Source organism: Leptolyngbya sp. FACHB-60 (genome assembly GCF_014695775.1).
In the GTDB taxonomy this organism is placed as follows: Bacteria; Cyanobacteriota; Cyanobacteriia; order Phormidesmidales; family Phormidesmidaceae; genus Nodosilinea.
Genome location: NZ_JACJOX010000008.1, coordinates 35,704 through 58,979 on the forward strand (window position 1 = coordinate 35,704; position 23,276 = coordinate 58,979).

19 protein-coding genes are annotated in these 23,276 nt (G+C 56.5%); 9 read left to right on the top strand and 10 right to left on the bottom strand.

Going from position 1 to position 23,276, the window contains the following annotated elements; all coding sequences use genetic code 11:
• Positions 1 to 290: 290 nt before the first annotated feature.
• A complete protein-coding gene (locus H6F57_RS01530; RefSeq protein ID WP_190630419.1) occupies positions 291 to 539 on the bottom strand; it encodes a UPF0175 family protein in 249 nt (82 codons plus the stop codon).
• On the opposite strand from H6F57_RS01530, the gene H6F57_RS01535 reads away from it, so the two are divergent.
• Complete coding sequence (locus H6F57_RS01535) at positions 538 to 1,074, top strand: AAA family ATPase (protein WP_190630421.1); 537 nt, start codon at positions 538 to 540, stop codon at positions 1,072 to 1,074. The two genes, H6F57_RS01530 and H6F57_RS01535, sit on opposite strands and share 2 nt — an antisense overlap.
• Positions 1,075 to 1,115: 41 nt before the next feature.
• On the opposite strand, the gene guaA is transcribed toward H6F57_RS01535, so the two are convergent.
• From guaA to H6F57_RS01550, 3 genes are all read right to left on the bottom strand, one after another.
• Positions 1,116 to 2,663 carry a glutamine-hydrolyzing GMP synthase gene (gene guaA / locus H6F57_RS01540; protein ID WP_190630620.1) on the bottom strand — a complete coding sequence of 516 codons (1,548 nt, stop codon included), beginning with the start codon at positions 2,661 to 2,663 and terminating at the stop codon, positions 1,116 to 1,118.
• A 368-nt stretch (positions 2,664 to 3,031) separates the two neighbouring features.
• Positions 3,032 to 4,156: a cobalt-precorrin-5B (C(1))-methyltransferase CbiD gene (gene cbiD / locus H6F57_RS01545; protein ID WP_190630423.1), complete on the bottom strand. Its 1,125-nt coding sequence runs from the start codon at positions 4,154 to 4,156 to the stop codon at positions 3,032 to 3,034.
• Complete coding sequence (locus tag H6F57_RS01550; protein WP_190630425.1) at positions 4,153 to 5,160, bottom strand: hypothetical protein; 1,008 nt, start codon at positions 5,158 to 5,160, stop codon at positions 4,153 to 4,155. The genes cbiD and H6F57_RS01550 overlap by 4 nt, the downstream gene beginning before the upstream one ends.
• A gap of 50 nt (positions 5,161 to 5,210) precedes the next feature.
• Between H6F57_RS01550 and H6F57_RS01555 the strand changes: the two genes are divergently transcribed.
• Positions 5,211 to 5,774 carry a hypothetical protein gene (locus tag H6F57_RS01555; protein WP_199289929.1) on the top strand — a complete coding sequence of 188 codons (564 nt, stop codon included), beginning with the start codon at positions 5,211 to 5,213 and terminating at the stop codon, positions 5,772 to 5,774.
• On the opposite strand, the gene H6F57_RS01560 is transcribed toward H6F57_RS01555, so the two are convergent.
• The gene (locus H6F57_RS01560; RefSeq protein ID WP_190630429.1) at positions 5,771 to 7,114 is read right to left on the bottom strand and encodes a TldD/PmbA family protein; all 1,344 of its coding nucleotides are present in this window, start codon (positions 7,112 to 7,114) and stop codon (positions 5,771 to 5,773) included. The two genes, H6F57_RS01555 and H6F57_RS01560, sit on opposite strands and share 4 nt — an antisense overlap.
• 204 nt (positions 7,115 to 7,318) lie before the next feature.
• Complete coding sequence (locus H6F57_RS01565; protein WP_190630431.1) at positions 7,319 to 8,803, bottom strand: TldD/PmbA family protein; 1,485 nt, start codon at positions 8,801 to 8,803, stop codon at positions 7,319 to 7,321.
• A 420-nt stretch (positions 8,804 to 9,223) separates the two neighbouring features.
• Between H6F57_RS01565 and H6F57_RS01570 the strand changes: the two genes are divergently transcribed.
• Entirely contained in the window at positions 9,224 to 9,652 is a 429-nt protein-coding gene (locus H6F57_RS01570; protein ID WP_199289930.1) for a response regulator, read from the top strand.
• 1 nt (position 9,653) lies between these two features.
• Here the strand turns inward: H6F57_RS01570 and H6F57_RS01575 are convergent, their stop codons facing one another.
• Both H6F57_RS01575 and H6F57_RS01580 read right to left on the bottom strand, forming a co-directional pair.
• The gene (locus H6F57_RS01575; RefSeq protein WP_190630433.1) at positions 9,654 to 10,049 is read right to left on the bottom strand and encodes a DUF2294 domain-containing protein; all 396 of its coding nucleotides are present in this window, start codon (positions 10,047 to 10,049) and stop codon (positions 9,654 to 9,656) included.
• Positions 10,050 to 10,160: 111 nt separating this feature from the next.
• The gene (locus H6F57_RS01580) at positions 10,161 to 10,877 is read right to left on the bottom strand and encodes a response regulator transcription factor (protein WP_190630435.1); all 717 of its coding nucleotides are present in this window, start codon (positions 10,875 to 10,877) and stop codon (positions 10,161 to 10,163) included.
• 216 nt (positions 10,878 to 11,093) lie between these two features.
• On the opposite strand from H6F57_RS01580, the gene H6F57_RS01585 reads away from it, so the two are divergent.
• The 5 genes from H6F57_RS01585 (at position 11,094) to H6F57_RS01605 (ending at position 17,243) form a co-directional block, all read left to right on the top strand.
• Positions 11,094 to 13,265 (top strand): PAS domain S-box protein, encoded by a 2,172-nt coding sequence (locus H6F57_RS01585; protein WP_190630436.1) that lies wholly within the window; start codon positions 11,094 to 11,096, stop codon positions 13,263 to 13,265.
• Between the two features lie 233 nt (positions 13,266 to 13,498).
• The gene (locus H6F57_RS01590) at positions 13,499 to 14,107 is read left to right on the top strand and encodes a CPBP family intramembrane glutamic endopeptidase (RefSeq protein ID WP_313933665.1); all 609 of its coding nucleotides are present in this window, start codon (positions 13,499 to 13,501) and stop codon (positions 14,105 to 14,107) included.
• Between the two features lie 370 nt (positions 14,108 to 14,477).
• A complete protein-coding gene (locus H6F57_RS01595; RefSeq protein ID WP_190630438.1) occupies positions 14,478 to 14,963 on the top strand; it encodes a GNAT family N-acetyltransferase in 486 nt (161 codons plus the stop codon).
• Positions 14,964 to 15,062: 99 nt separating this feature from the next.
• Entirely contained in the window at positions 15,063 to 16,133 is a 1,071-nt protein-coding gene (locus H6F57_RS01600; protein ID WP_190630440.1) for a 3-deoxy-7-phosphoheptulonate synthase, read from the top strand.
• A gap of 363 nt (positions 16,134 to 16,496) precedes the next feature.
• Positions 16,497 to 17,243, top strand: a complete 747-nt coding sequence (locus tag H6F57_RS01605; protein ID WP_190630442.1) for a DUF5677 domain-containing protein — start codon at positions 16,497 to 16,499, stop codon at positions 17,241 to 17,243.
• 344 nt (positions 17,244 to 17,587) lie between these two features.
• Here H6F57_RS01605 and katG read toward each other — a convergent pair whose 3' ends face one another.
• Together katG and H6F57_RS01615 are read right to left on the bottom strand one after the other, a co-directional pair.
• Entirely contained in the window at positions 17,588 to 19,927 is a 2,340-nt protein-coding gene (gene katG / locus H6F57_RS01610) for a catalase/peroxidase HPI (RefSeq protein WP_242042919.1), read from the bottom strand.
• 92 nt (positions 19,928 to 20,019) lie between these two features.
• A complete protein-coding gene (locus tag H6F57_RS01615; RefSeq protein ID WP_190630444.1) occupies positions 20,020 to 20,580 on the bottom strand; it encodes a redoxin family protein in 561 nt (186 codons plus the stop codon).
• A 435-nt stretch (positions 20,581 to 21,015) separates the two neighbouring features.
• Here H6F57_RS01615 and H6F57_RS01620 point away from each other — a divergent pair, with 435 nt between their 5' ends.
• Complete coding sequence (locus H6F57_RS01620) at positions 21,016 to 23,115, top strand: FAD-dependent oxidoreductase (protein WP_190630446.1); 2,100 nt, start codon at positions 21,016 to 21,018, stop codon at positions 23,113 to 23,115.
• Positions 23,116 to 23,276 lie beyond the last annotated feature (161 nt).

The window sequence follows — 23,276 nt, forward strand, 5'->3', positions numbered from 1 at the left end:
CTTGCGAAAATGGGCGAGAAAAAGTGGAGAAATTAGAAAAAAGGAGATTTAACAACTTTAGAAACTAAGCGGGCAGTTCAAATCGATCAATCTTTATCTCTGTCAGATCAGAAGGAAGGAAGGACGGCTGATTTAACGTCTAGTGAAACTAGCCTACTCTAGAATTCCAGTGTAAATTTAAGCAGCCTTTGACAGGCTATATTCAATGAGGCAACCCATAATATAGAGTCGGTGGTCGCCCCCAAGGCTGACCACTTCTACCACCAGCAACTGTTTAGAGGGGCGAGGTGTTACTGACGACGGGCATAGTCCAGATTTTCTTCAAGTTCAGATTCTGAATAATGTCGGACGATATGGCGATCGCTTAGAAGCTGACTGAATTGGCGATGGTCAAGGCTGGCAAGTTCACGGGCCTTGCCAAAGGACAGCAGCTCTTGGGCATAAAGGGCCAGGGCAAGTTCTTTCAAAAGCTCTTCCTCGATGCGGCTCTCGAGCAAACGAATGAATTGAATAATGGATTCGGGAATGGACAACTGCATGGCACGAATCTCCATCGTTGGCCCAACGGGATCAGGTAAAACAACTCTAGCGCGACAGGTTGCTCAGCGCTGCCTGCTCTCCCACGTTGAGCTAGATGCCTTGCAGTGGGAGCCAAATTGGACCCCTGCGGAGCCTCAAGTCTTTCGCGATCGGGTAACGGCGGCGTTGAGCGGCGATCGCTGGGTTGTAGACGGCAACTACAGCGCCGTGCGCGACATTGTTTGGGGCAGAGACGACACGGTCGTATTTCTGGATTACCCGTTTGGGCTGGTGATGGGGCGGCTTTTGCGGCGCACCTGGCGACGATCGCTCCACCGAGAAGAGCTTTGGAACGGCAATCGAGAGACGTTTCGCCAATCGTTTTTCAGCCGCGACTCAATTCTGGTCTGGCTGTTGCGCACCTACTGGAAAAAGCGTAAGCAGTATCCGGCCCTGTTTCGGCAGTCAGAGTACGCTCACTTATCTCCTGTGCATCTGCGATCGCCCAAAGCAGCCGAGAAATGGCTGCTCTCCTATAAGCAACATTTGCTGTGAGCCGAGTCAATGGATTGCTCGACTCACAGCAAATTTAGAGCCTACTCCCACTCGATGGTGCCAGGCGGCTTCGAGGTGATGTCGTAGACGACTCGGTTGACCCCTTCCACCTCGTTGACAATGCGGTTTGAGATCGTCTCTAGCAAATCGTAGGGCACCCGCGACCAGTCGGCGGTCATGCCATCTTCACTGCTGACCAGGCGCAGCACAATTGGGTAGGCGTAGGTGCGCTGGTCACCCATCACCCCCACGCTGCGCACCGGCAGCAGCACCGCAAAAGCCTGCCAAAAGTCGTGGTACATGCCTTGCTTGGCAATCTCATCGCGCACCACAAAGTCGGCGTTGCGGAGAATTTTTAGCCGCTCTTTAGTGATTTCGCCGATGATGCGAATGGCCAAGCCCGGCCCAGGGAAGGGCTGCCGCCGCACGATCTCCTCGGGCAGGCCGATGGAGCGACCCACCTTGCGCACTTCGTCTTTAAACAGCTTGCGCAGCGGTTCTATTAGTTTGAATTGCAGATCTTTAGGCAGACCGCCGACGTTGTGGTGGCTCTTGATTTTCACCGCCACTCGCTCGCCAGTTTTGGGGTCTACGTTGGTATCGGCAGACTCAATCACGTCCGGATACAGTGTGCCCTGGGCCAGATAGTCGAAGGGGCCGAGGCGTCTCGACTCTTCTTCAAATACGCGGATGAACTCGTGGCCGATGCGCTTGCGTTTGACTTCAGGGTCGGTGACGCCCTCGACTTGGGCCAGGAAGCGATCGCGCGCTTTAACGTGAATCACCGGAATGTGGAACTGCTCGGCAAACAGCTTCACCAGTCGCTCGGGCTCATCTTTGCGCATAAAGCCCTGGTCGATGAACATGCAGGTGAGCTGGTCGCCGATCGCCTGGTGCAGCAAAAAGGCCAGGGTGGACGAGTCTACCCCGCCCGAGAGAGCCAGCAGCACCCGCTTGTCGCCCACCCGCGCTCGCACCTCGCGAATGGCGTCTTCCACAAAGGCTTCAGTGGTCCAGGTGGGCTGACACTCGCAAATGTGGTACACAAAGTTGCGAATCAGGGCGATCCCCCCTTTCGAGTGCACTACCTCGGGGTGAAACTGCACCCCATAGAGCTTGCGGGTGTGGTCGGCAACGGCGGCACAGGGGGTGTTGTGGGTGTGAGCCAGCACCTCAAAACCATCGGGGAGGCGGGTCACCGAGTCGCCATGGCTCATCCACATGGTGGTGGCGTCTTCGACGTTAGTCAGCAGGTCGGTGGGGTCGTCGATAAAGAGATCAGCCTTGCCGTATTCGCCCCGGTCAGCGCGCTCGACCTGGCCGCCGAGCTGCTGCACCATCAGCTGCATGCCGTAGCACACGCCCAGCACCGGAATGCCCAGGTCCCAAATGGCGGGGTCGCAGTGGGGTGCGCCGTTGTCGTATACCGAGTTAGGCCCGCCGGAAAAGATAATGCCCTTGGGGTTAAGCTGTTTAAGCTGCTCGGCAGTTGTGCGGTAGGAAAGCACCTCCGAGTACACCTCAGTTTCGCGAATGCGGCGAGCGATTAACTCAGAGTATTGGGAGCCAAAGTCTAGAATCACCAGCATTTGGCGGTTGAGGTCTGGGAGCGAGGCTTCCCCAAGGTTGGCAGTGGGTTCGGTTTGAAGGGTCACGATGGCTTAATCCTGCGGATAATAGTGAATTCGAGTGCGGTGCGATCAGGGTGTAGGTGTTTACTGGCCTAAAAAGTTGAGGGTACCTAAGGATGCCATAGGATACGCATTCTACAAATGCTGCGGGGTGAGTCAGCTTACTAAGCCAAGGCTGGCTTGGCTCTTAAACAACTAAAGCGAACAACTCTGAATGCTTTTTGGGTAAGAAACGGTTAGGAATGGCAGCCGCGCCTTGCCCTAGCACGGCAGGAGGAATCAATAAATAAAAGACTGCTATGGGTTTTTGTAAAAAAATAGTCCTTCTAGTCTATCAAAACTTGATTGATCAGAGTCTGGCCGCGATCGCTCCTGGCCACGATCTGTCGCTGGCGATCAAACACCATCGACCCCACTGTTAGAGCACGGCCCGTGTGAGCATGAACGTAGGCGGCGGCCCGCTCGTCAATGCGTTCAACGATGTGCTGGTACACCCGTCGCATCATCGCTCCATCAAACTCCCGCAAAATCCCTAGTCCGGCCTCTACAGTTTCGGCCTGAAGTACCCGTTGAATGATCGACAGCGGCACGTCTTGCCCAACGCAGCAGGCAGCGAGAATTTCCTGGCGACCGTCGGCGACGTGGTGGTGAGTGTGAAAGATGCCCCCGGCCAGCTTGATCAGCTTGCCGTGGTACCCCAGCAGCAGCACGCCGGCCACCCCCAGATGGCCCGCTTCCACCAGCATGGGCCCCAGCCAGTTGGCGGTTTTAACCCGGCAGTCGGGGTTGATGCCCAGTTTCAGGGCAAGATCCAGCCCGTTTTCGCCTAGGCAAAAGACCAGGTGAGCATGGTGGGCAGCTTTGTCCCGCAAGATTTCTCGCGACTGATCGAGTTGCCCCGGTGCGCTGAGAGGTTCAGAAATACCGGCGGTGCCCAGCAGCGACAGTCCTTCGACTACACCAAAGGCAGCGTTGGAGGTGCGCTCTGCCAGGGCGCGGCCTTCGGGCAAAATAATGGTGACGCGGAGGGTCTTTCCTGAAGGAATCAGTGGCGTCAGGTTGTGGGTGATCAATGCTTTGGCGTAGCGATAGATGGCTGGTGCTCCATCCTGCTCAAGCTGCTTGCCAATGCCCTCACCCCCCTCCAGCTGGATTAGATCAGTCTGATCGTCATCCCCCCAGGCCACCACTGACCAGAGCGGGGTATAGCGGGTAAGATCTAAATTGTCGCCGGGATCGCTGTGAGTGATGGCCAGCACCGAGCCATTGGGCAGGGGGGCCAGCTGTGCAATGGGGATGTCGGCGGGCTGAGGCGGATTGAGCAGATCGAGGGTGATGATCTGGGGGCGATCGCTCGCATTGAGCAAATACTTTAGGGCCGCGATCGCCCCGGCACAGGCAAACACTGGCAGCGTATGGCCAGAGCGGGGGGAGGACGTAGCAGAACTCATGGAGCACCGTCGGTCGTCGAGTTGGGCCAGAGGGGTAAAGCCTGAACCTGCTCTAAGGTGAGATCGAGGTAAGTAGTGCCTTGGGTGGGGCTCCCCGCCACGGGATCTTGGCCGAAATAGCCGCGATCGCCGTCGTGGTCGTGAGGGCCGCTGGCGATCGCCTCATACTTACCGGCCCGCAACGCCTGGTTGTAGGGCGACCCCACGGTCCAGCCCCAGCGCGAGGGAAACAGAATTAGCCCTAGATTATCAATCCAGTCGTTGTCGCCGTGGAAATGGTAGACCTGCTCCACCGCCTCAAACCCTTCCTGACCGTCGAATACGCCCCCAAACGATAGCACCGTGATCTCCACCGGCAGCCACTCGCGCAGGTAGGTGGCAGCTCCCAACGCCACCTGGGTACCGCCGCTGGTGCCCGCTAGCACTAGTTGAACTGGCGATTCGTCGGTAGCAATGGGTTCAGTCGCGGCCATGCGCTCTAGAATAGTGGCCGCCGCCCCTCGGTTGTAGGCCTGACCATAGCGATCGTCGGCGGAAAGCGCTAGCCGCCACAGGTTGCGAATTTTGAGCATCAGGCGGGCCAGGTTGTCTTCCTGGCCGGGGCGATCGCTGAGCTGCCACAGCCAGCGAAAGAGGGGCTGACTGCCGACATTGTCGCTCACTGCCGAGTAGGGAAACACACCCCGCACCACAGCGCAGTTGGGCACCGCGGCCGCCATCTGGTTCAAAAAGGCTTCTTCTCCTGGGTCGAGGTCAACGTCGGAGACATTGCCCACTCCGGCCAAAAATACTAAATAGCACCGTGCTCCCCCCTCGGTCGTCGTGGCCCCGTCAGGCAGGTTTGGGCGCTGCTCAGTCAGGCCGTTGCCATCCCGCAGCCACCACGACAGGGTGCTAATTGGAGAGACCGTACCCCAGGCCAAAAAGAAGATTCCTAGGGCGGTCAACAGCTTGCTGGTGTCACCCAGCGATCGCGCGATTAGATTTTGCAGCAGAGATTTCATTGGCAGCAGCCCCAGGGGTAGACTGGGCCAAGCGATAACGGACACATTCTATGGGTCAGCGGTATTCGAGCAGGGGCTTAAGGCAGGTGCTAGCCGATGCCCTAACGCTAAACCAAGATTTTTATGAGCACAGCCACCGCTACCCCAAAGTGGCCCGGTTTGCCCGAGGCATTGTGGGGCTCGCCGCCTTCTCCCACGGGCTGGGCAGCGGCCTCATTTTACTGCTTTACCGGCCTTCTTTGCCGCAGCTGCTGGCTGGGGTGCTGGTCAACAGCTTGGCTGTGCTAGCTGGGTACTACCTTTGGACCTACGCCCTCTGGAAGCTCAACACCTTGATGGCGACGTCTACGCCCCCCTACCGAGAATTGTTGATCCCGGTAGGGTTTGCCTACACTCCCCAGTTGCTCAACCTGCTGACGGTGATTCCACTGCTGGGGCGACCGATTACCCTGGCCCTAGCGGGGTGGACGCTACTGGGGGCGATCGCAGCCGTCCGCGCCGGGCTCAACATCGGCCTGATCAAAGCAGCCTTGCTAGCAGGCACGGGTTTTACCCTGGTGCAGGTGGGCATTGGCCTGGTGCAGGCGGGCGTACAGAACTGGGTGGCCTCCTAGCCTTCCCCAGTGATCGATAGAGCATCGACCCAGATGCGCGGGCACAGACCGCCAGGGGTGATTTCTGCCTCAGGCTCAATGTGGACAATCGCCTTGAGCAGCTCGCGGAAGTCTCCCGCGACGGTGGCCGACTCAATGCTGGTGCGATCGCCGCCATTCACCAACCACCCATCAAAGGGCAGCGAGAATGATCCCTGAAGTGCATTCACCCCGGCATGGAGCGCCTGCAAGTCATCAATAAAAATCACGTTCTCAGCATTCTCTAGGCTGAACTCAGTCGAGGCCTCAGCCCCCGGCAGCACCTGGTAATAGCTGGGGCCGACAGAAACCTTCGCGCCAATACTAGCGTGGCCCGTGGGGCTGGCCCCCATGCGCTTTGCCGTGCCCGCGCTGTGCAGAAACTGGGTCAGCACGCCCTGCTCAATAATCGGTACCCGCCGGGTGGGGGTGCCCTCGCCGTCAAAGGTTTCAGCGCTGACATTCTCGGGGTGCAGAGCGTCGTCATACACCGACAGCAGTGGCGAGGCCACCACCGTCCCCAACGAATCCGCCGTAGATAGGCTGCGGTTATCCAGCACGCTCTGGGCGTTGTACATGTTTGAGAACGCCCCCAGCAGGCTCAAAAATGCCTCCCCAGAAAACACCACCCGGTACTTGCCCGAGGCCACTTTGTCGTAGTCGAGGTGGCTGATGGTTTTTTCCGTAGCTTCCTTCAGGCAGCCTTCAATATCTAGCAGAGGCAGGCCCCGGTTGACCCGCATGGCCCCAGCTGAGCGAGGTTTGCGTCCCTCCTGCTCGGTTTTGCTGTAGAGATACAGCGAGGTGTAGGAGCGAGCCTCCTGGCGCAGTGCCCCAGCGCTGTTGAGGTAGAAGCGATCGATCGCCCGCTGGGCCAAGCCGTTGTAGGGCACACTGGCGATCGCCGGGTGAGCCGCCAACAGCTGCTTCTCGGCATCTACCAGAGTCGAAATTAAGTCTCCCACAGGGGCAGGCGGCATCGTTTCCACCTGCACATCGGCAGTGGGGACCACAGCTTCAGGGCTAAAGTCGGGAATGTGGTCATCGACCCCAAAAGCGCTCGCCTCCTGGGCCGTTTGCAGCGCCAAATCCATCCCCAGCGGGTCAACGTCGCTAGTGGAGGTCACCCCTACCTTGCCGTCCGGGTTCCACACCCGCACAATCACGCTGGAGCGATTTGAGGCTTTGACCTGCTTAGGGTCGCCCTTGTCGACCTGTACGCTGGTCTCGTCTACAGAAGACCCATACACGTCATATTTAACAATGCCGAGCTTCTTCGCGCTCGACTCGGCGTAGGCGGCGATGTCTTGGATGGTGGGCATAGGGAATGGGGGTGTAATGGGGTGGGGGGTGATGGGGTGGGGGAGGTAGGGAGGATGAGGGCGGTGGGGAGGATGGGGGAGATAGCTGCGATCGCCGCAGGTTTCCTAGCCGGGACAGTCTTTCTCAAAAGGCCAGGGGGTCAGTTCACCAGCGGAATGCCAACTTCCCCACCTTCCTCATCCCCTCACCATCCTCATCATCTTCTACCGTCCGCCGACGGTAATCGAGTCAACCTTGAGGTGCGGCTGTCCCACGGTGACGTAGATGCTGCCGCTGATGGAGCCGCAGAAGCCCGCCGCCAGGTCCAAATCATTGGAGCACATGGAGATCTTGTCCATGATTTCGGTGGCTTCGCCGATCAAGGTCGCGCCCTTGAGGGGTTTGGTGACTTTGCCGTTTTCGATCAGGTAGGCTTCCGACACTGCAAAGTTAAACTGGCCGGTGGGGCCAACGCTGCCACCGCCCATCTGCTTGCAGTAGATGCCCTTTTCGACTGAGGCAAACAGCTCCTCTACCGAATAGTCGCCGGGGGCGATGTAGGTGTTGCGCATGCGGCTGGCGGCGGCGTAGGTAAAGCCTTGACGACGACCACTGCCGGTGCGGGGGTGGCCGGTGCGCATGGAGCCAGCGCGATCGCTCAAAAAGTTCTTAAGAACGCCGTTTTCGATCAGCAGGGTGCGCTGGGCGGGCATACCCTCGTCATCCATATCAATGGTGCCAAAGGCATCGGGAGAAATTCCCTCATCCCAGGCGGTGAGGTTTTCGTGGGCAATCTTCTGGCCCTTTTTATCGATAAAGGGAGTGGTGCCCCGCTCGATCTGGGTGGTCTCCAGCAGGTGTCCACAAGCTTCGTGGAAAATCACGCCGCCAAACTTGTTAGCCATAATCACTGGGTAGCTGCCCGACTCGACGTAGTCGGCATAGAGCATCTTGCCTGCCGACTCAGCCACGTCGGCGGCGGCGGTGGCATAATCCCACTGGCGTAAAAAGGCGGGGTCGCTGGTGTCGCCCGCCCGCTGGCCAATGGAGGAGCGGTGCTCGCCGTCAGCACACAGCAGGTTGTAGCCCACTGACTGGGTGAGGCGAATGTCGCGGGCAAAGGTGCCATCGCTGGCGGCCACCAGCACCTCTTGCCAGTCGCGGAAATAGATGGCGCGGCGCGACTGCACGTGGCTGGCCTTTTGGCCCAGGGCACCGTTGGCGGCCAGCAGCACGTCGCCCATTTCCTGCATCGAGCTGCACTGGCTCAGCCAGCTGTCTTTGCCTTTGGCGGTGGCGTAGTCGCGCAGCAGCTCTAGGTTGATTTCGGCCAGGTTGGTGTGGGGGCCGGGCAGGGTGAGCCCCATAATGGCGAGGGCTTTGTCGAGGGCAGCCTTGAGGCCATTAAAGGTGAGGTCGTTGGTGCTGACGTAGCAGTCGGCCTTGTCTCGAAATACGCGGACTCCGGCCCCAGTCACCAAACGGGGCGACAGGCTGGTGATCGCGTCGTCTTCGGCCTGGCAGCTAATGTAGTTGTTGCGCTCTAGAAAAAATTCAACAAAGTCGGCCCCGGCGGCGCGGCCTAGACCCAGCAGGGTCGATAGGGTGGCCTCCCAGGCGCTGTCGAAGCGATCGCGAGGGGCAGCATAGTCCCGCTGGAGCAGGTCGTTGGTCTTAAGCAGCGGGGTTGGGAAGGGTGCAACCGTCATGCCAGTAGAATCCTTGGTGGGGTGAGGGATCGTCCCGTTGGAACTTCCACAGTCTAACAAACCTGCTGCATTGGAGCCGGGTAGAACCCGCCCACAGACAGGCCGGGCAAGGGCAGGTCGGCCAGCACCAGGTTAGCCAACTGCTAACCTCTATTTGCTAAGGGATTAATTATTGTCGAAAGCTGCATCCATAAAATGGCTGTGCTAAGATAGCTCAAAGATTAAGAAAAACAAAAGCTTTTTTGTTCTTCGCAGCTCTGCTATGCTTTAGCTTTGCTCGGCTAAAGGTTTGAGCAGACCTCCAAATCTTTACTAAGCCAATCCCTCTACGTGCTCTTTTGACCACGGGTGGACTGCCTCTCTAGCAGCTTCTAGTGCCGACTAGTCTGCCCCCCTAGGCCCCAACAAGGAGATAGTCCTGTGGTTGCGCAAACAACAGCTCCCGTGTCGAACTCTGTGCCGTCTCAAGTACCACTGGTGCTAGTTGTCGACGATGACGACGATAGCCTCACGCTGATGGCCTACATTCTAGAGCAGCTGTCTTGCCAAGCCTGTTTTGTTGCTGATGGTTTCGCCGCTCTGGTGGCCGCTCAGCAGCAGCAGCCAACCTTGATTTTGTCTGACATTCATCTGCCTGAGGTAGATGGCTACAGCTTGTTAAAGCAGCTGCGGGCCGACGGCAACACCCAAAACATTCCGGTGGTGGCTGTGACTGCCCTAGCGGGTAGCGACAACCGACACAAGATTTTAGCGGCTGGGTTCGATGACTACATCAGCAAACCCTTTTTGGTGCAGTCGGTCGAACAGCTGATCGGTCGTTTTATCGGCCTGGGGCAGACAGTCGGCTAAGCTAGGAAGCCTTGGCAGCAGGTCTCAAATCAGGCGGCTCAGACAGAATAATGACCATGCCGGTGCGGCCTGTCTCTAGGGTTACATCGGCTAGGATATCGACCACTTCGCGGTCGAGGGCCTCCTCAGCAATTTGAATAATTTGGGGACGCAGGACAGTTGCTAGATCAGCCCGCACCTGTTCGGCAAGGGCGGTGTCTCCGATTTCAACAAGTAGCTGTTCAGGCTTAGTGACCGAATCTTCGATCACCAGCAGCAGCTTTTCATCGATAAGTTGGCAGGTGATTTTGCCGGTAGCGTGGTTGAGCTGTTCGCGATATAACCGCTGAAACTGCTGAGTTAAGTGCCGCTGAATCTGACCGGCCGTTGGCAGCAAAGTAGAGGGGGTAGTGTCCATCGGGTGCTGTAATTGACAGCCGACTATAGGCCTTGCTTCAAGGGTATAGCCAGCTGTGAAACGATTAATTAGGTGTCACATTGCCAAGGGCACGCCCGTGCCCTTGGGCACCTAGGTCACTAGCCCCGATCGCAGGGCGCGGACGGCAGCCTTGGTGCGATCGTCTACCCCTAACTTATTGAGAATGCTGCGCACGTGGGTCTTAACCGTGCCAACCGTGATGTAGGAGCGCTCAGCAATCTCAGCATTGCTGCACCCACCCACAATCAGTTCTAGAATCTCTAGTTCACGCTCGGTCAGCGGATAAGTTTCTAAGATTTGCTCAAACTCAGGCTCGATCGCCTCAATGGAGACCGTGCGATTGCCAATGGCCATCGCCCCTGCGGGGGTCTTGCGCACCTGGCGCAGCACCACGCTCGCCACAGCCGGGTCAATCCAGGAGTTGCCTTCGTTGGTCTCTCGCACCGCCACAATGAGATCGTCTAGCTCAGTCTGCTTCATGCAGTAGGAGTCAGCACCAGCGGCGAAAGCGGCCATAACGGCGGCTTCGCTGTCGTGCATAGTCAGCATTAGCACACGGGTAGGGTCGCCCTCGAGCCCGCTCTGGCTCTGACGCAGGCGCTCAACTAGCTCAATGCCATCAATGTCGGGCAGGCCAATATCAACGATGGCGATGTCAGGTCGCTCGCTTTCAAGCAGACTCAGTCCTCGAGCACCGTTAGCGGCTTCGCCCACAACCGTCATGCCGGGTACTCGCTGCAGGGCTGCCTTGAGGCCTAGTCGAGTCAGGTCGTGGTCTTCAATGAGTACAATGCGAATGTCTGTCATTAGATGGCCTCCTAACGAGGCATTAAAAAGGTTGTAGGCGGCTCGTCATCGCCCAGAGTGACCTGATTATGAACTAACTATAGAACATCAGCACGTACCGCTAGGCAGACCTAGGCCAGACAGGGTCTATATCCCTCGATAGACTTTGCTCTACCAAATGGTTATGGCGTCAAAACTGTCTGCGAAATTAATACCTCTCACGATAGGGATAGGGCCATGGTTGAATACTGGCAGTCTTTGCGATTAGGGCCATATATTCCCCACGGACACTGCTATTTGTGGCAGCCTGGCCTGGTGTGGCTGCACCTGCTATCCGACACGCTGATTGCGCTGTCGTACTGGATGATTGCTGGGGCCTTAATTTACTTTGTGCAAAAGCGGCCCGACGTGCCCTTTAGGCCTTTGTTTTGGCTGTTTGCGGCCTTTATTGCGGCCTGCGGTGCTACCCATTTGCTCTCGGTGTGGACGCTGTGGTTTCCCACCTATTGGGTGTCGGGGGCGATGAAAGCGCTGACGGCGTTGGTGTCGCTAGCCACGGCGCTGGAGCTGGTGCCTCGGCTGCCGCTGGCGCTGGCCATGCCCAACGCCACCCAGCTGATGGATATGAATCAGGCACTACAGGATGAGATTGGCGATCGCAAGCAGGCCGAAGCCAGCCTGCGCACCGCCGAACAGGAGGTGCGCCAGCTCAACCAAACCCTAGAAGAGCGGGTGCAGCGTCGCACCGCCCAGCTCGAAGAGGCAAAGCAGCAGATCGAAACGCTGCTGGAGCAAGAGCGCCAGGCCCGCCTCACGCTGCAAGTCACCACTACCGACCTGGAAGAGACGGCGGAGCGCCTCAATCTAGCCCTGAGCGCCGCTCAGATGGGCTCCTGGGACTGGCAGCTCGACACCAACACTCAGGTTTGGTCGCCGCAGACTGAGCGAATTATGGGCTTTGAGCCCGGCACAGTTTCCCACACCGCTGAGGTTTGGGCTGAGCGGGTACACCCGCAGGATTTGCCGGGAATTCAGGCGTTGGTAAATGATGCGATCGCCAATCAAACCGAGTTTGTTGGGCAGTACCGCATGCAGTGGCCCGACGACACCTGGCACTGGATCAGTGTCTATGGTCGCGTGGTAGCGGTTAAAGATGGTCGCGCCCAATGCCTGGTAGGCATAGTGCAAGATATCACTGTCGCCAAGCAAGCCGAGCTAGATTTGCAGGCCAGTGAACGGCGGTTTCGAGCCGTTTTTGAGCAGGCGGCAGTGGGCATGGCCCGCCTCGACTGGCAAGGGCACTGGATTCAGGTGAACCAAAAGTTCTGCGATATTTTGGGCTATCGGCCCGAGGAGTTAATTAGTCGCTCTTTTCAATCGGTTACCTACGAGGGCGATCGCCTGCAAGATGAGTATTACTACCACCAGCTGCTCACCGAGCAAACTCCCTGCCAGTTTGAGAAACGCTACCTCCGCAAGGACGGTACCCCCGTCTGGACGCTGGTTACCGCATCAGTCGAAAGCGACGAGGCCGACTGCCCCTCGGCGTTCATCGCCATTATCGAAGATATCGAAGATCGCAAAGCATCCCAAGAAGAGCTGCTGCGCCGGGCTGACGAGATGGCCAACACTAACCTGATGCTGGCCCACACCACCGCCATGCTAGAACAGCGCAACGCTGAGCTGGATCAGTTTGCCTACGTGGCTTCCCACGATCTGAAGGCACCACTGCGGGCAATTTCTAACCTAGCCGACTGGATTGGCGAAGATTTGGAGGGGCAAATCCCGGCCGAAAACCGCCGTCAGCTCGACCTATTGCGCAGTCGCGTCCAGCGGATGGAGGCCCTGATCAACGGCCTACTGGAATATTCGCGGGTGGGCCGTCGCCAGCGCAGCATAGTGGCCGTAGACCTCAACCTGCTGCTAGACAACGTAATCGATTCCCTCGACCCGCCGGAGCAGTTTCGGGTGGAGGTGCCGAACGATCTGCCCACCCTCTACAGCCACAAAACAGCTCTGGGGCAGGTGTTTGCCAACTTGATCAACAATGCCATCAAGCACCACCATTGCGCTGACGGAGCCTGCCCAGAGGGCAATCGTGGCACCGTGCGCATCACTTGGCAAGACAATGGCCAATGGCTCGAATTTGCCGTTGCTGACGACGGTCCCGGCATTGCCCCCCAGTATCACGACAAAATTTTTACCATCTTTCAAACCCTCAAGGCCCGCGACGACTTTGAAAGCACCGGCGTTGGCCTAGCGGTGGTCAAAAAAATTGTCGAAGCCGAAAACGGCCGCGTGTGGCTGACCTCTGCCGTAGGTGAAGGCACAACATTCTATTTCACCTGGCCCTTCATCAAAACTCCGCCCGTCCAGGCGAATGAAGACCTCATCGGCTCTAACTCGTAGTTGTGGAGCGTCTAGTGCTTGACTAGGTTGATTGTGACAGGCTCTAACCGTATAGGGTTCAAAGTTTGAGGTGTCAGGTTCAAGGTAGGCCATAAACCCGAGACCTGGAACCTTGACCCTCACTAACCTGTTACTTTTAGCTGGATGAGCTGCCTGTCTCGCTGCTGACGAATTAAAACGGATTTCGCCGATCGCTTCGTTAAGATAACAATGCCCTCAGCCTTGAGTTATCTGTGACCCAGCCGCCCCCCAGACCAGACCCGCAGCTCGATCCCCAGCTTGAACCCCTGACCCGAGTGCAGGTGCTGGTGGCCATGGGCGTCACAGCGGTGGTGCTGCTGCTGCTTTCTAAAGCCTGGCTGTACTTTGACTCGGTGGAACTGCTGCCGGTGCGGCTGTCTTGGATTGATGGTCTGCTGGGAGTAGGATTGGGATTGGCGATCACCCTGGCCAGCGGCGTGGTCTATCGACTGTGGCCCGCTTACCGCCAAAGTGCAGACACCTATCTGACCCTGGTGCTTCAGCCTTTGCAGTGGCCTGACTTAATCTGGCTGGGGCTACTGCCGGGGCTGAGCGAAGAACTGCTGTTTCGCGGCGTCATGCTGCCCGCCATCGGCATGAACACCCTGGGCATTGTCGTGTCGGCGGCCAGCTTTGGGGTGCTGCACCTGAGCAGTTTGCAGCAGTGGACCTACGTGGCATGGGCCACGGCGATTGGCCTGGTGCTGGCGATCGGGGCGGTGCTGACCGGCAACCTGCTGGTGCCGATCGTGGCCCATACGGTGACAAATTTGGTCTCTAGCGTCATGTGGAAACTGCGTCAGCAGAGCACGACGGCATGATTTGGGGTTTAGGGTCTCGGGTATAGGGTTTAAGGAGCACCCCTAGACCTTTAACCTTATACCCTAAACCCTGCACCCTATTCCCCTTCTGCATACAGTTGTCAGAGCTTCCTGGCAATGTCAACAGAATTCGAGTTTTGGTATACCGTTATCCAAAAATTCTGTTTATTCTGTCTGAAGAGCATAGCGCTGGGTGCACCCTCGACTTTGCTGCCGCAAATATGTAAGTCGGTAGATCTTGATTCTGCTGTGAATTGTCTACCCTGACGGAGTGGTTCTTCGCTAGCTAAGCGACAGAACTAACGTAATTTTTGCGATTAAGCTAACCCCACTGAACCTTAGCCCTAATTGGGATGTGAGCAGGTTGTTGATGGATTGCAGCGCTATTCAGTTTAAGTACGCTGAGCAGTTTTCTACCGCTGATTTAGACCAGCTGGTGAGGCTGTTTCAGACGGCGGCGTTTTGGGCTAAAGATCGCACGCGGGAGGATATGGAAACGGCGATCGCCCACAGCTACCCCGTTGTCACCGCATGGGATGGCGCTACGCTGATTGGCTTTGCCCGTGCCACTTCCGACGGCGTATTTCGCGCCACCATTTGGGATGTGGTGATTTCGCCCGACTACCAGGGCGGCGGGCTAGGCCGCAGGCTGGTTGAAACCCTGGTGGCCCACCCCCACATGAGCCGAGTGGAGCGGGTGTATTTGATGACCACTCACCAGCAGGGGTTCTACAAGCGCATTGGTTTTGAAGAAAACGCTTCCACCACGATGGTGCTCCATAACAGTGCCGAAATTGAGATGCTGCCTCCTCTTGGCTCTCCCACAGAAGCGCCTGCCGAAATCACGGTTGGTTAAGAACTCATCTCCGGGCCATAACTCCTCCGGGAGGTAAGGTAAGCTACCATTTTATTGGCGGCTCCGGGGTGGAGCCGATATCTATTAGGCCAAAATTCAATGCACCAAACCCAGGATCTTCACGTTGTTGAGACTCGCCCTCTAGTCAGCCCAGCGCTGCTGCACCACGAGTTTCCGATGTCGGCAGAGGCGGCAACGCTAGTGGCTGAGGCGCGCGATCGCATTCGCCACATTCTCTACAACGAAGACCGCCGTCTGCTCGTCATCGTCGGCCCTTGCTCGGTGCACGACATCGACGCCGCCTATGAGTATGGCCAAAAGCTGGTCAACCTACGCCATGAGCTGTCGGGTCAGCTCGAAATCATCATGCGGGTCTACTTTGAGAAACCGCGCACCAACGTCGGTTGGAAAGGTCTGATCAACGATCCCCACCTCGACGGCAGCTACGACATCAACACTGGCCTGCGTCTAGCCCGCAAGCTGCTACTCGACCTAGCCCACATGGGGCTGCCCGCCGCCACCGAGCTGCTCGACCCGGTGACACCACAGTACATTGCTGACCTGATTGCTTGGACTGCGATCGGCGCTCGCACTACGGAAAGCCAGACCCACCGCGAAATGGCTTCGGGCCTTTCAATGCCCATTGGCTTCAAGAACAGCACCGACGGCAGCCTGCAAGCCGCAATGAATGCTATGGTTGCCGCCAGCCGCCCCCACCACTTTTTGGGCATTAACCAGAGCGGTTTGGCCAGCATTGTCACCACGACCGGCAACCCCGACGGGCATTTGGTGCTGCGGGGCGGCAAAGATGGCCCCAACTTTAGCGCCGACCACGTGGTCAAAGCCGCCGAAGAAATGGCCAAGCTCAAGCTCAACCACCGCATGATGGTCGATTGCAGCCACGCCAATGCCAACAAAGACCACAATCGCCAAACCAACGTGCTGGATGACATCGCTGTCCAGGTGCGTGGTGGCTCGCGCCACATTCTCGGAGTGATGATTGAGAGCCACATCAAGGCGGGCAATCAGTCAATTCCCGACAACCTGCGGGATCTGACCTATGGTCAGAGCATTACCGATGCTTGTGTGGATTTTGACACCACGGCCGCTATGCTGCGCCAGTTGGCCAGCGCGGTAGAGCCATCGCTGCAAGCGGCACCTTTGGGCTAGCTCCATTACCTGTAGGGTGGGTCATCGCCACCCTACCCAGTTTTGTACCGTACAAATTACCCAGACCCATCGTCTACGACAATGAGATAGTTCGTTGATCTAAGTTGGCTAAGCTGCGATCGCACCCTACACCTGCCTTAGCTTCTTGGCGGGAATCGCTCATTCGATTCCGCGTCAACGCACAGATAAGTAGCCGATAAAAGGTCTTATCCGGCAACTATGCCGGATAAGACCCCTCGCCCCAGGGGTTATCCGTCAAGATTAATGAATAACACCCCAAAACAGGCGCTTATCTAGCAGTTCTGATACTTAATACATAGTTAGACGGCATTTTAGAGACGAGATTTTTACAAATTACCTGGGATGGATATCGAAGATTTTGAGTCAGAACAACATAGATTTGCTTGGCTAGTGCAGCACATTACAGAAATTAGTTCTAGCTTGAAGGGTTCTCAAAAGTCCGTTGATGAACTGGAATCTTTTGTAGTTGTGACTTCTTTCATTAGGCTTGGACTATCTTATGCGAAGGCTATAGTTACGTTACTTCAGGAGGAACAAGCCGAGGCAACTCCACCGCTACATCGCTCCCTTTATGAACTCTGGGTAGAGTTAAGCTTTCTATTGCGTTCTGGCAACCCTGAACAAAATGCAGCAAGGTTTTCCATCAATACAATTTTGGAGTTGGAGGACTTTATTGAACAGCGAAAATCTGATTTTAGTAATGACGCTATTGCTGGAATTCAAAAAACTATTTCATCTTATGAAGCTAGTCATCCAGAAATCATGGACGCTATTCGAGAACAGCGAAGACGAAGACGTTTCCACTGGTCAGGTATGAGCCGCTCTCATATGGAAAGAGAGGTGGCAGGAAATGACACATCCCTCTATAAAGTCATGTCTTGGGAAGCTCACGTCGTCTTATCGCCTATGCGTGATCTTAAAATAGTTATGGAGGAGGGAAACTCAACAACTTTGAAATTTGAGCCGTGCAATACTCCGATGGTTGATGCTGAATTCGTAGCCTACTCAGCAGGGGGAATCTTATTTTTTATGTGGAATGAATATGCAAAACATTTTGAGCTGCCTCAAATACAACTCAGAAATAACTAGCCACTATCATTTTGATTGATTGAGCAATGCGCCATGTTGTCTAACAATTTGGCTGGAGCGGACTAATGAGCGTTCTTAGTAGAGACACAAAGGTTCTCTATCGCCGCTCAGCCGCACCATTAGGCTTTAAGGCAAGCACTAATATTCATCAAGATGCCAGATCTACTTTGAATGCAGCTCAACTTGTTGGAGGTTGATAGTCTCGTAAATTCTTTCGGACATTGGTTAGGCCTCTAAGCAGCTTTGGTGTCAAGACTTAAAGCAGAGAGCGGCGTTTCAAGGTAAGTTAAAACGCCGCTTTCATTTGTGCCTTTAGTCTCTAAATAGCATAGTTGAAGCTACGCTTAGAAACTCCTCGCAGAGGTTTCCGCTAAGACCGATCGCAGGTCATAGCGATCGAGGTTCATCACCTTATCCCATGCCGCCACAAAGTCGTTTACAAACTTCTGCTGCGAGTCCGCAGCGCCATAGACTTCCGCCAGAGCGCGGAGCTGAGAGTTTGAGCCGAAGATGAGGTCAACGCGCGTAGCGATCCACTTCTGTGCGCCGGTTTTGCGATCGCTGCCCTCAAACTCATACTCATTCTCAGAGGTCGCCTTCCAGGTCATGCCCAGGTCGAGCAGGTTGACGAAGAAGTCGTTGGTCAGGGTTTCGGGGCGATCGGTGAAGACGCCGTGCTTATACCCGCCAAAGTTCGCACCCAAAACGCGCAGGCCACCCAGCAGCGCCGTCATCTGAGGGGCTGACAGAGACAGCAGCTGAGCCCGATCCAGCAGCAGCTCTTCGAGCGATTCGCTGTGCTTGCCGGTGGTGTAGTTACGGAAGCCATCCGCGACCGGCTCCAGGGGCGCAAAAGATTCCACATCGGTTTTCTCTTGGGTTGCATCGGTGCGTCCCGGTTTGAAGGGAACAGTTACGTCATGACCGGCATTTTTCGCCGCCTGTTCAATGCCCGCGCAGCCGCCCAAAACGATCAGGTCAGCGATCGAAACTCGCTTGCCGCCTGACTGAGAGTTGTTAAACTCCTGCTGAATACCCTCCAGGGTTTGCAGCACCGTGGCCAGTTGCTCTGGTTGGTTGACTTCCCAATCCTTCTGCGGCGCGAGCCGAATGCGGGCCCCGTTCGCGCCTCCGCGCATGTCAGAGCAGCGGAACGTGGACGCTGACGCCCAGGCGGTCGAAACCAGTTGAGAGACCGATAGACCCGATTCAAGGATCTTGGCTTTGAGAGCGGCGATGTCCTGCTCATCGATCAGGTCATGATCAACGGCGGGGACAGGATCTTGCCACAAAAACTCTTCCTGGGGAACCTCAGGGCCGAGGTAGCGCGATCGCGGCCCCATATCGCGGTGGGTCAGCTTAAACCAGGCCTTGGCAAACTGCTCGGCAAACTCATCCGGGTTGTCGCGGTAGCGCTGGGCAATTTGGTTATAAACGGGGTCCATCTTCATGGACATGTCTGCGGTGGTCATCATGGGAGCGTGCCGTTTCGACGGATCGTGGGCGTCGGGCACGGTGCCCGCACCAGCGTCGCCCTTGGGCTTCCATTGCCACGCGCCAGCGGGGCTCTTGGTCAGCTCCCAATCATACTTAAACAGAGTTTCGAGATAGCTGTTGTCCCACTGGGTCGGTGTGGGAGTCCATGCACCTTCAATACCACTAGTGGTTGCATCGACGCCGACCCCCGTGTTAAAGGCATTCTTCCAGCCCAAGCCCTGATCGATGATGGTGGCACCCCCCGGCTCAGGCCCGACGTGGGTTGCTTCGCCCGCACCATGGCACTTACCAAAGGTATGCCCGCCCGCAGTGAGGGCGACGGTCTCTTCATCGTTCATCGCCATCCGCTTAAAGGTCTCGCGAATGTCGCGCCCTGAGCCCAGCGGATCAGGCTCTCCATCTGGCCCTTCTGGGTTCACGTAGATCAGACCCATCTGAACGGCAGCAAGCGGATTTAGCAGCACGCGATCGTCTTCGTAGCGCTCATTGCCGAGCCAGGCTTTCTCAGAGCCCCAATAGATATCTAGCTCTGGCTCCCAAACGTCCACGCGCCCGCCAGCAAAGCCCAATGTCTTAAAGCCCATCGATTCTAGGGCACAGTTGCCGGTGAAGATCATCAGGTCGGCCCAGGAAATTTTGTTGCCGTATTTCTGTTTAATGGGCCACAGCAGCATGCGCGCCTTATCGAGGTTGGCATTGTCGGGCCAGCTGTTAAGCGGCTCAAACCGCTGGCTACCCGAACCCGCGCCGCCACGACCGTCGCCAATGCGGTAGGTACCGGCGCTGTGCCACGCCATGCGAATGAAGAGCGGCCCGTAGTGACCATAGTCGGCGGGCCACCAGTCTTGCGACGTGGTCATCAGCTCATAGATATCTACCCTTACGGCAGCTAAATCAAGACTTTTGAACTCCTCAGCGTAGTTAAACGCCTCCCCCATCGGATTGGCTTTGGCTGAGTGCTGATGGAGAACGCTCAAATTCAAAGCATTCGGCCACCAGTCGCGGTTTGAAGTGCCAAGCCGAGGCTGAGGTCCGCTCAGAACCGGGCATTTGCTGACGCTACTGACGGCATTGGGTGTCGCAGACTGGGGCGTACCAGTTTCAATCTTTTCCGCGCGATCCGCATTACTTGATGATGCCAAAACGGATGATATGGCTCGCCAGATTTCCATTAGCTTGCCACTCATGGGGAACGGACATTTCATTGGGCTACTCGTCATAATTCCTTTCCTGATTGTGGTTTAGGTGAGTTTTTTCTTCTCTGCGTGACTGTTTTTCCTTAAGCGGAAAGCATCGTTCGCCACATCTGCATCAGCACAGCCGTCTGCTCTGGCTGCCTAGCTTTTGGATTGATGTAGTTCAACATAGTGGCGGCATTAGAAACAACGGGCATCGCCTCAAAACCGTCTGGTTCTACAAACATTTTTTCAATCACTCCGTCTTTTACCAGCATGGAATAGCGCCAAGAGCGGTATCCCATCCCTTTGGTAGAAAGGTTGACTAGCATCCCCATCTGGCAGGTAAACTCACCCGTCACATCGGGGATAAAGCGCACCTGGTCGGCTCCTTCTGCTTGGGCCCAAGCCGCCAGAGAGAACGGATCATTCACCGAAATACAAAAAATGTCATCGACTCCGTTGGTTCGAAATACCTTGGCATATTCGTTGTAAGCCAACAGTTGAATAGGAGAGTGCGGACAGGTAAACGCTCCTGGCACAGCGAATGCCACCACGGTTTTGTGATCAAACAGATCCGCTGTTGAAAGCTCGTACCCACCCACCTCCGCAAACATCCGAAAGTTGACTTGAGGAACATGCTGGCCCTCATAGTTGAAAAACATGTGCCCAGCTCCTTACTCGCATTCAATATCAGTTAGGCCCTTCTTAACTAAGAGATTGATGAGTAGAGTGACTGACTCGTTAGCCACAAACTTACGCACAGCATTGGCAAAAACGGTCAAATTTATCGAGTTGGCTCAGCATGGCTGGAGTTTTACTGAGTGCTAATCGGGTTCACAAACTCAAGCGAGTATTAAGTCATACTCACTACGAGTTTGCATACTGCAAGCTTAATTAACCACCCTGCTCTTGTGCTCCAAAACTAAAAGTGTTTTGCAACACGTAATATCTCTACAAAATGAAATCTATCTATGGCTAGGTGCAGATTTATATTTTTATTTAGATTTAGCAATGCCCAAGCTTGCGCCACCTATAGCCGAACCTGCCAAACAGCCGATAAGCTAGAGGATGCAATCGATACGCCCCTTTGGTCTGCTATGAAACGCTTTTTTCGCGCCCTCACCGCTCCCCTCTTAGCTTCCACTCTGGTCGCCGGTTCCATACCTCTCCCCATTGGCAACGCCCAGGCCCAAGAGTCGGTGTCGCCCCGCGTCGCCCAGCTACCCCAGACCCCAGATCAGGTTGTCGAGTGCGAGCTGCTGATTGTGGGCGGCGGTCTAGCCGGTACCGCAACCGCTTACGAAAGCTTGATGATGGGCCACACGGTCTGCATGACCGAGCTGACCGACTGGGTAGGGGGCCAGATCTCATCCCAAGGCACCACGGCGCTGGATGAGTCGCGGGAGCAGCGGCGGCAGCTGTTTTATTCACGGGGGTACAAGGAGTTGCGCGATCGCGTCGAGCGCAAATACGGCAAGCTTAACCCCGGCGGTTGCTGGGTGAGCGCCTCCTGCTTTTTGCCCGCCGATGCCAACGCCATCTTGATGGAGATGCTGGCCGAAGCGGAGCGCGAGGGCGGCGGCGAACTCAAGTGGTTTCCCAATACGGTAGTCAAAGACCTGAGCCTAAACGCAGATGGTAGCCAGATTGACGAGGTAGTTGCGATTCGCCACAGCCCCGCACCGGGCACAGCACCCCTCAACAGCGACTTTCTCTCCGAGATTATCGAAGACGCCTATACCTACGATGACTCGGCCCGCCTGTCGAAGGAGATTATTCAGTTTGTGCCCGCAGGCATCGAGCTAGAGCGGGTGGGAAATGCACCCGATAGCAAGGTGGACTGGTTTGTGGTTGAGGCTACCGAGACCGGCGAGCTAATTGCCCTGGCCAATGTGCCCTACGAGCTGGGGTTAGACCCAAGGTCGCCGCTCAACCCTTCGTCGCCCGTGCAAGAGCGCGACCCCTACTGCACCCAGGGTTTCACCTACACCTTTGCCATGGAGCGAACCGCCGAGCCGCAAACCTATGATGTGCCTGACTTCTACGCTACCTACGAGCCCTACTATAGCTGGGAAAAAGAGCGCGACTCACTGAAAAATGCCCAAGACCACTTCGATTTTGTCTTTACCTACCGCCGTCTGTGGAATGCCTCGCCCCAGGCTGAGGGCAACATTGCGGGCGTGTCTCGCCCTAGCGTTGGCGACATCTCGATGCAGAACTGGACCTGGGGCAACGACTACCGCCCCGGCACCGAGATGGATAACCTGATTTTGACCGAAGAGCAGCTGGCGGCCAGCGGTCAGCTAGAGCCAGGCGGCTGGCTGGGCGGCCTGCGCGCCGACACCCTGCGCAAGGGCGAAGAGAATGCGATCGGCTTTTTCTACTGGCTGACCACCGGCACCACCGACTCGCAAATCGACGACTCTTGGAAAGAGCCTGAGCCCTATAACGTCTATTTGCAGGGGCTAGATTCGCCGATGAATACGGCCCACGGCCTGTCAAAGTATCCCTACATTCGCGAGGCACGGCGGATTATTGGTCGGCCCTCCTATGGCTACGAAAATGGGTTCATGATCAGCGAAATCGACTTTTCGTGGAACGATTTCACCTCGGAGTACTACCAGCAAAACCTGGATGAGGAAACCTACACTTCGCTGCGGCGCTACCTGGCGGGGCTAGACACGGTTAGCACCTTTGACCCCGATGCCGACCCCAACCAGTTCCCGATTCGAACGCGATCGCGCCTCTACCCCGACACCGTGGGTATTGCCCAGTATGCGATCGACTTTCACCCCTGCATGCGCGACTACCCGGCGGAGGCCCCCGGCAATATCGAGCGCCCCGGCGTGCGCCAGGCCCATGGCCAGGCCTACCCCGCTCAAATTCCGCTACGGGCGATGATTCCCCAGCGGGTCGACAACATGCTGGTGGCCAGCAAGAGCATTGCCGCCAGCACCATCGCTGCCGCCGCCTATCGGGTGCATTCCTTTGAATGGTCAGTGGGGGCCGCCGCCGCCCACACCATCGACTTCTCGCTGCGCAACGGGGTGCTGCCCTACGAGCTAGTGGACGACCTGCCCAGCCAAGAGCCGCTGCTTGACCAGCTGCGTACCGAGCTAGACGCCAGCGGCAACCCAACGAAGTTCCCCAACACCTCAATCTTCAACGAAGACTGGGGCAACTGGCGGCCTTGGTAGATTGATGCTGTTTTAGCTTAAATGCAACCACAAAAGAGTGCATGGCCTGGCTACGCACTCTTTTGTGTCAGCTGGCGGCAACCCGCCTGAGAACAATCGTGAACACCGATCCTGCTGGACGGGCCACTCTCCCTACAATGCAACCATACGAAGATTTTATG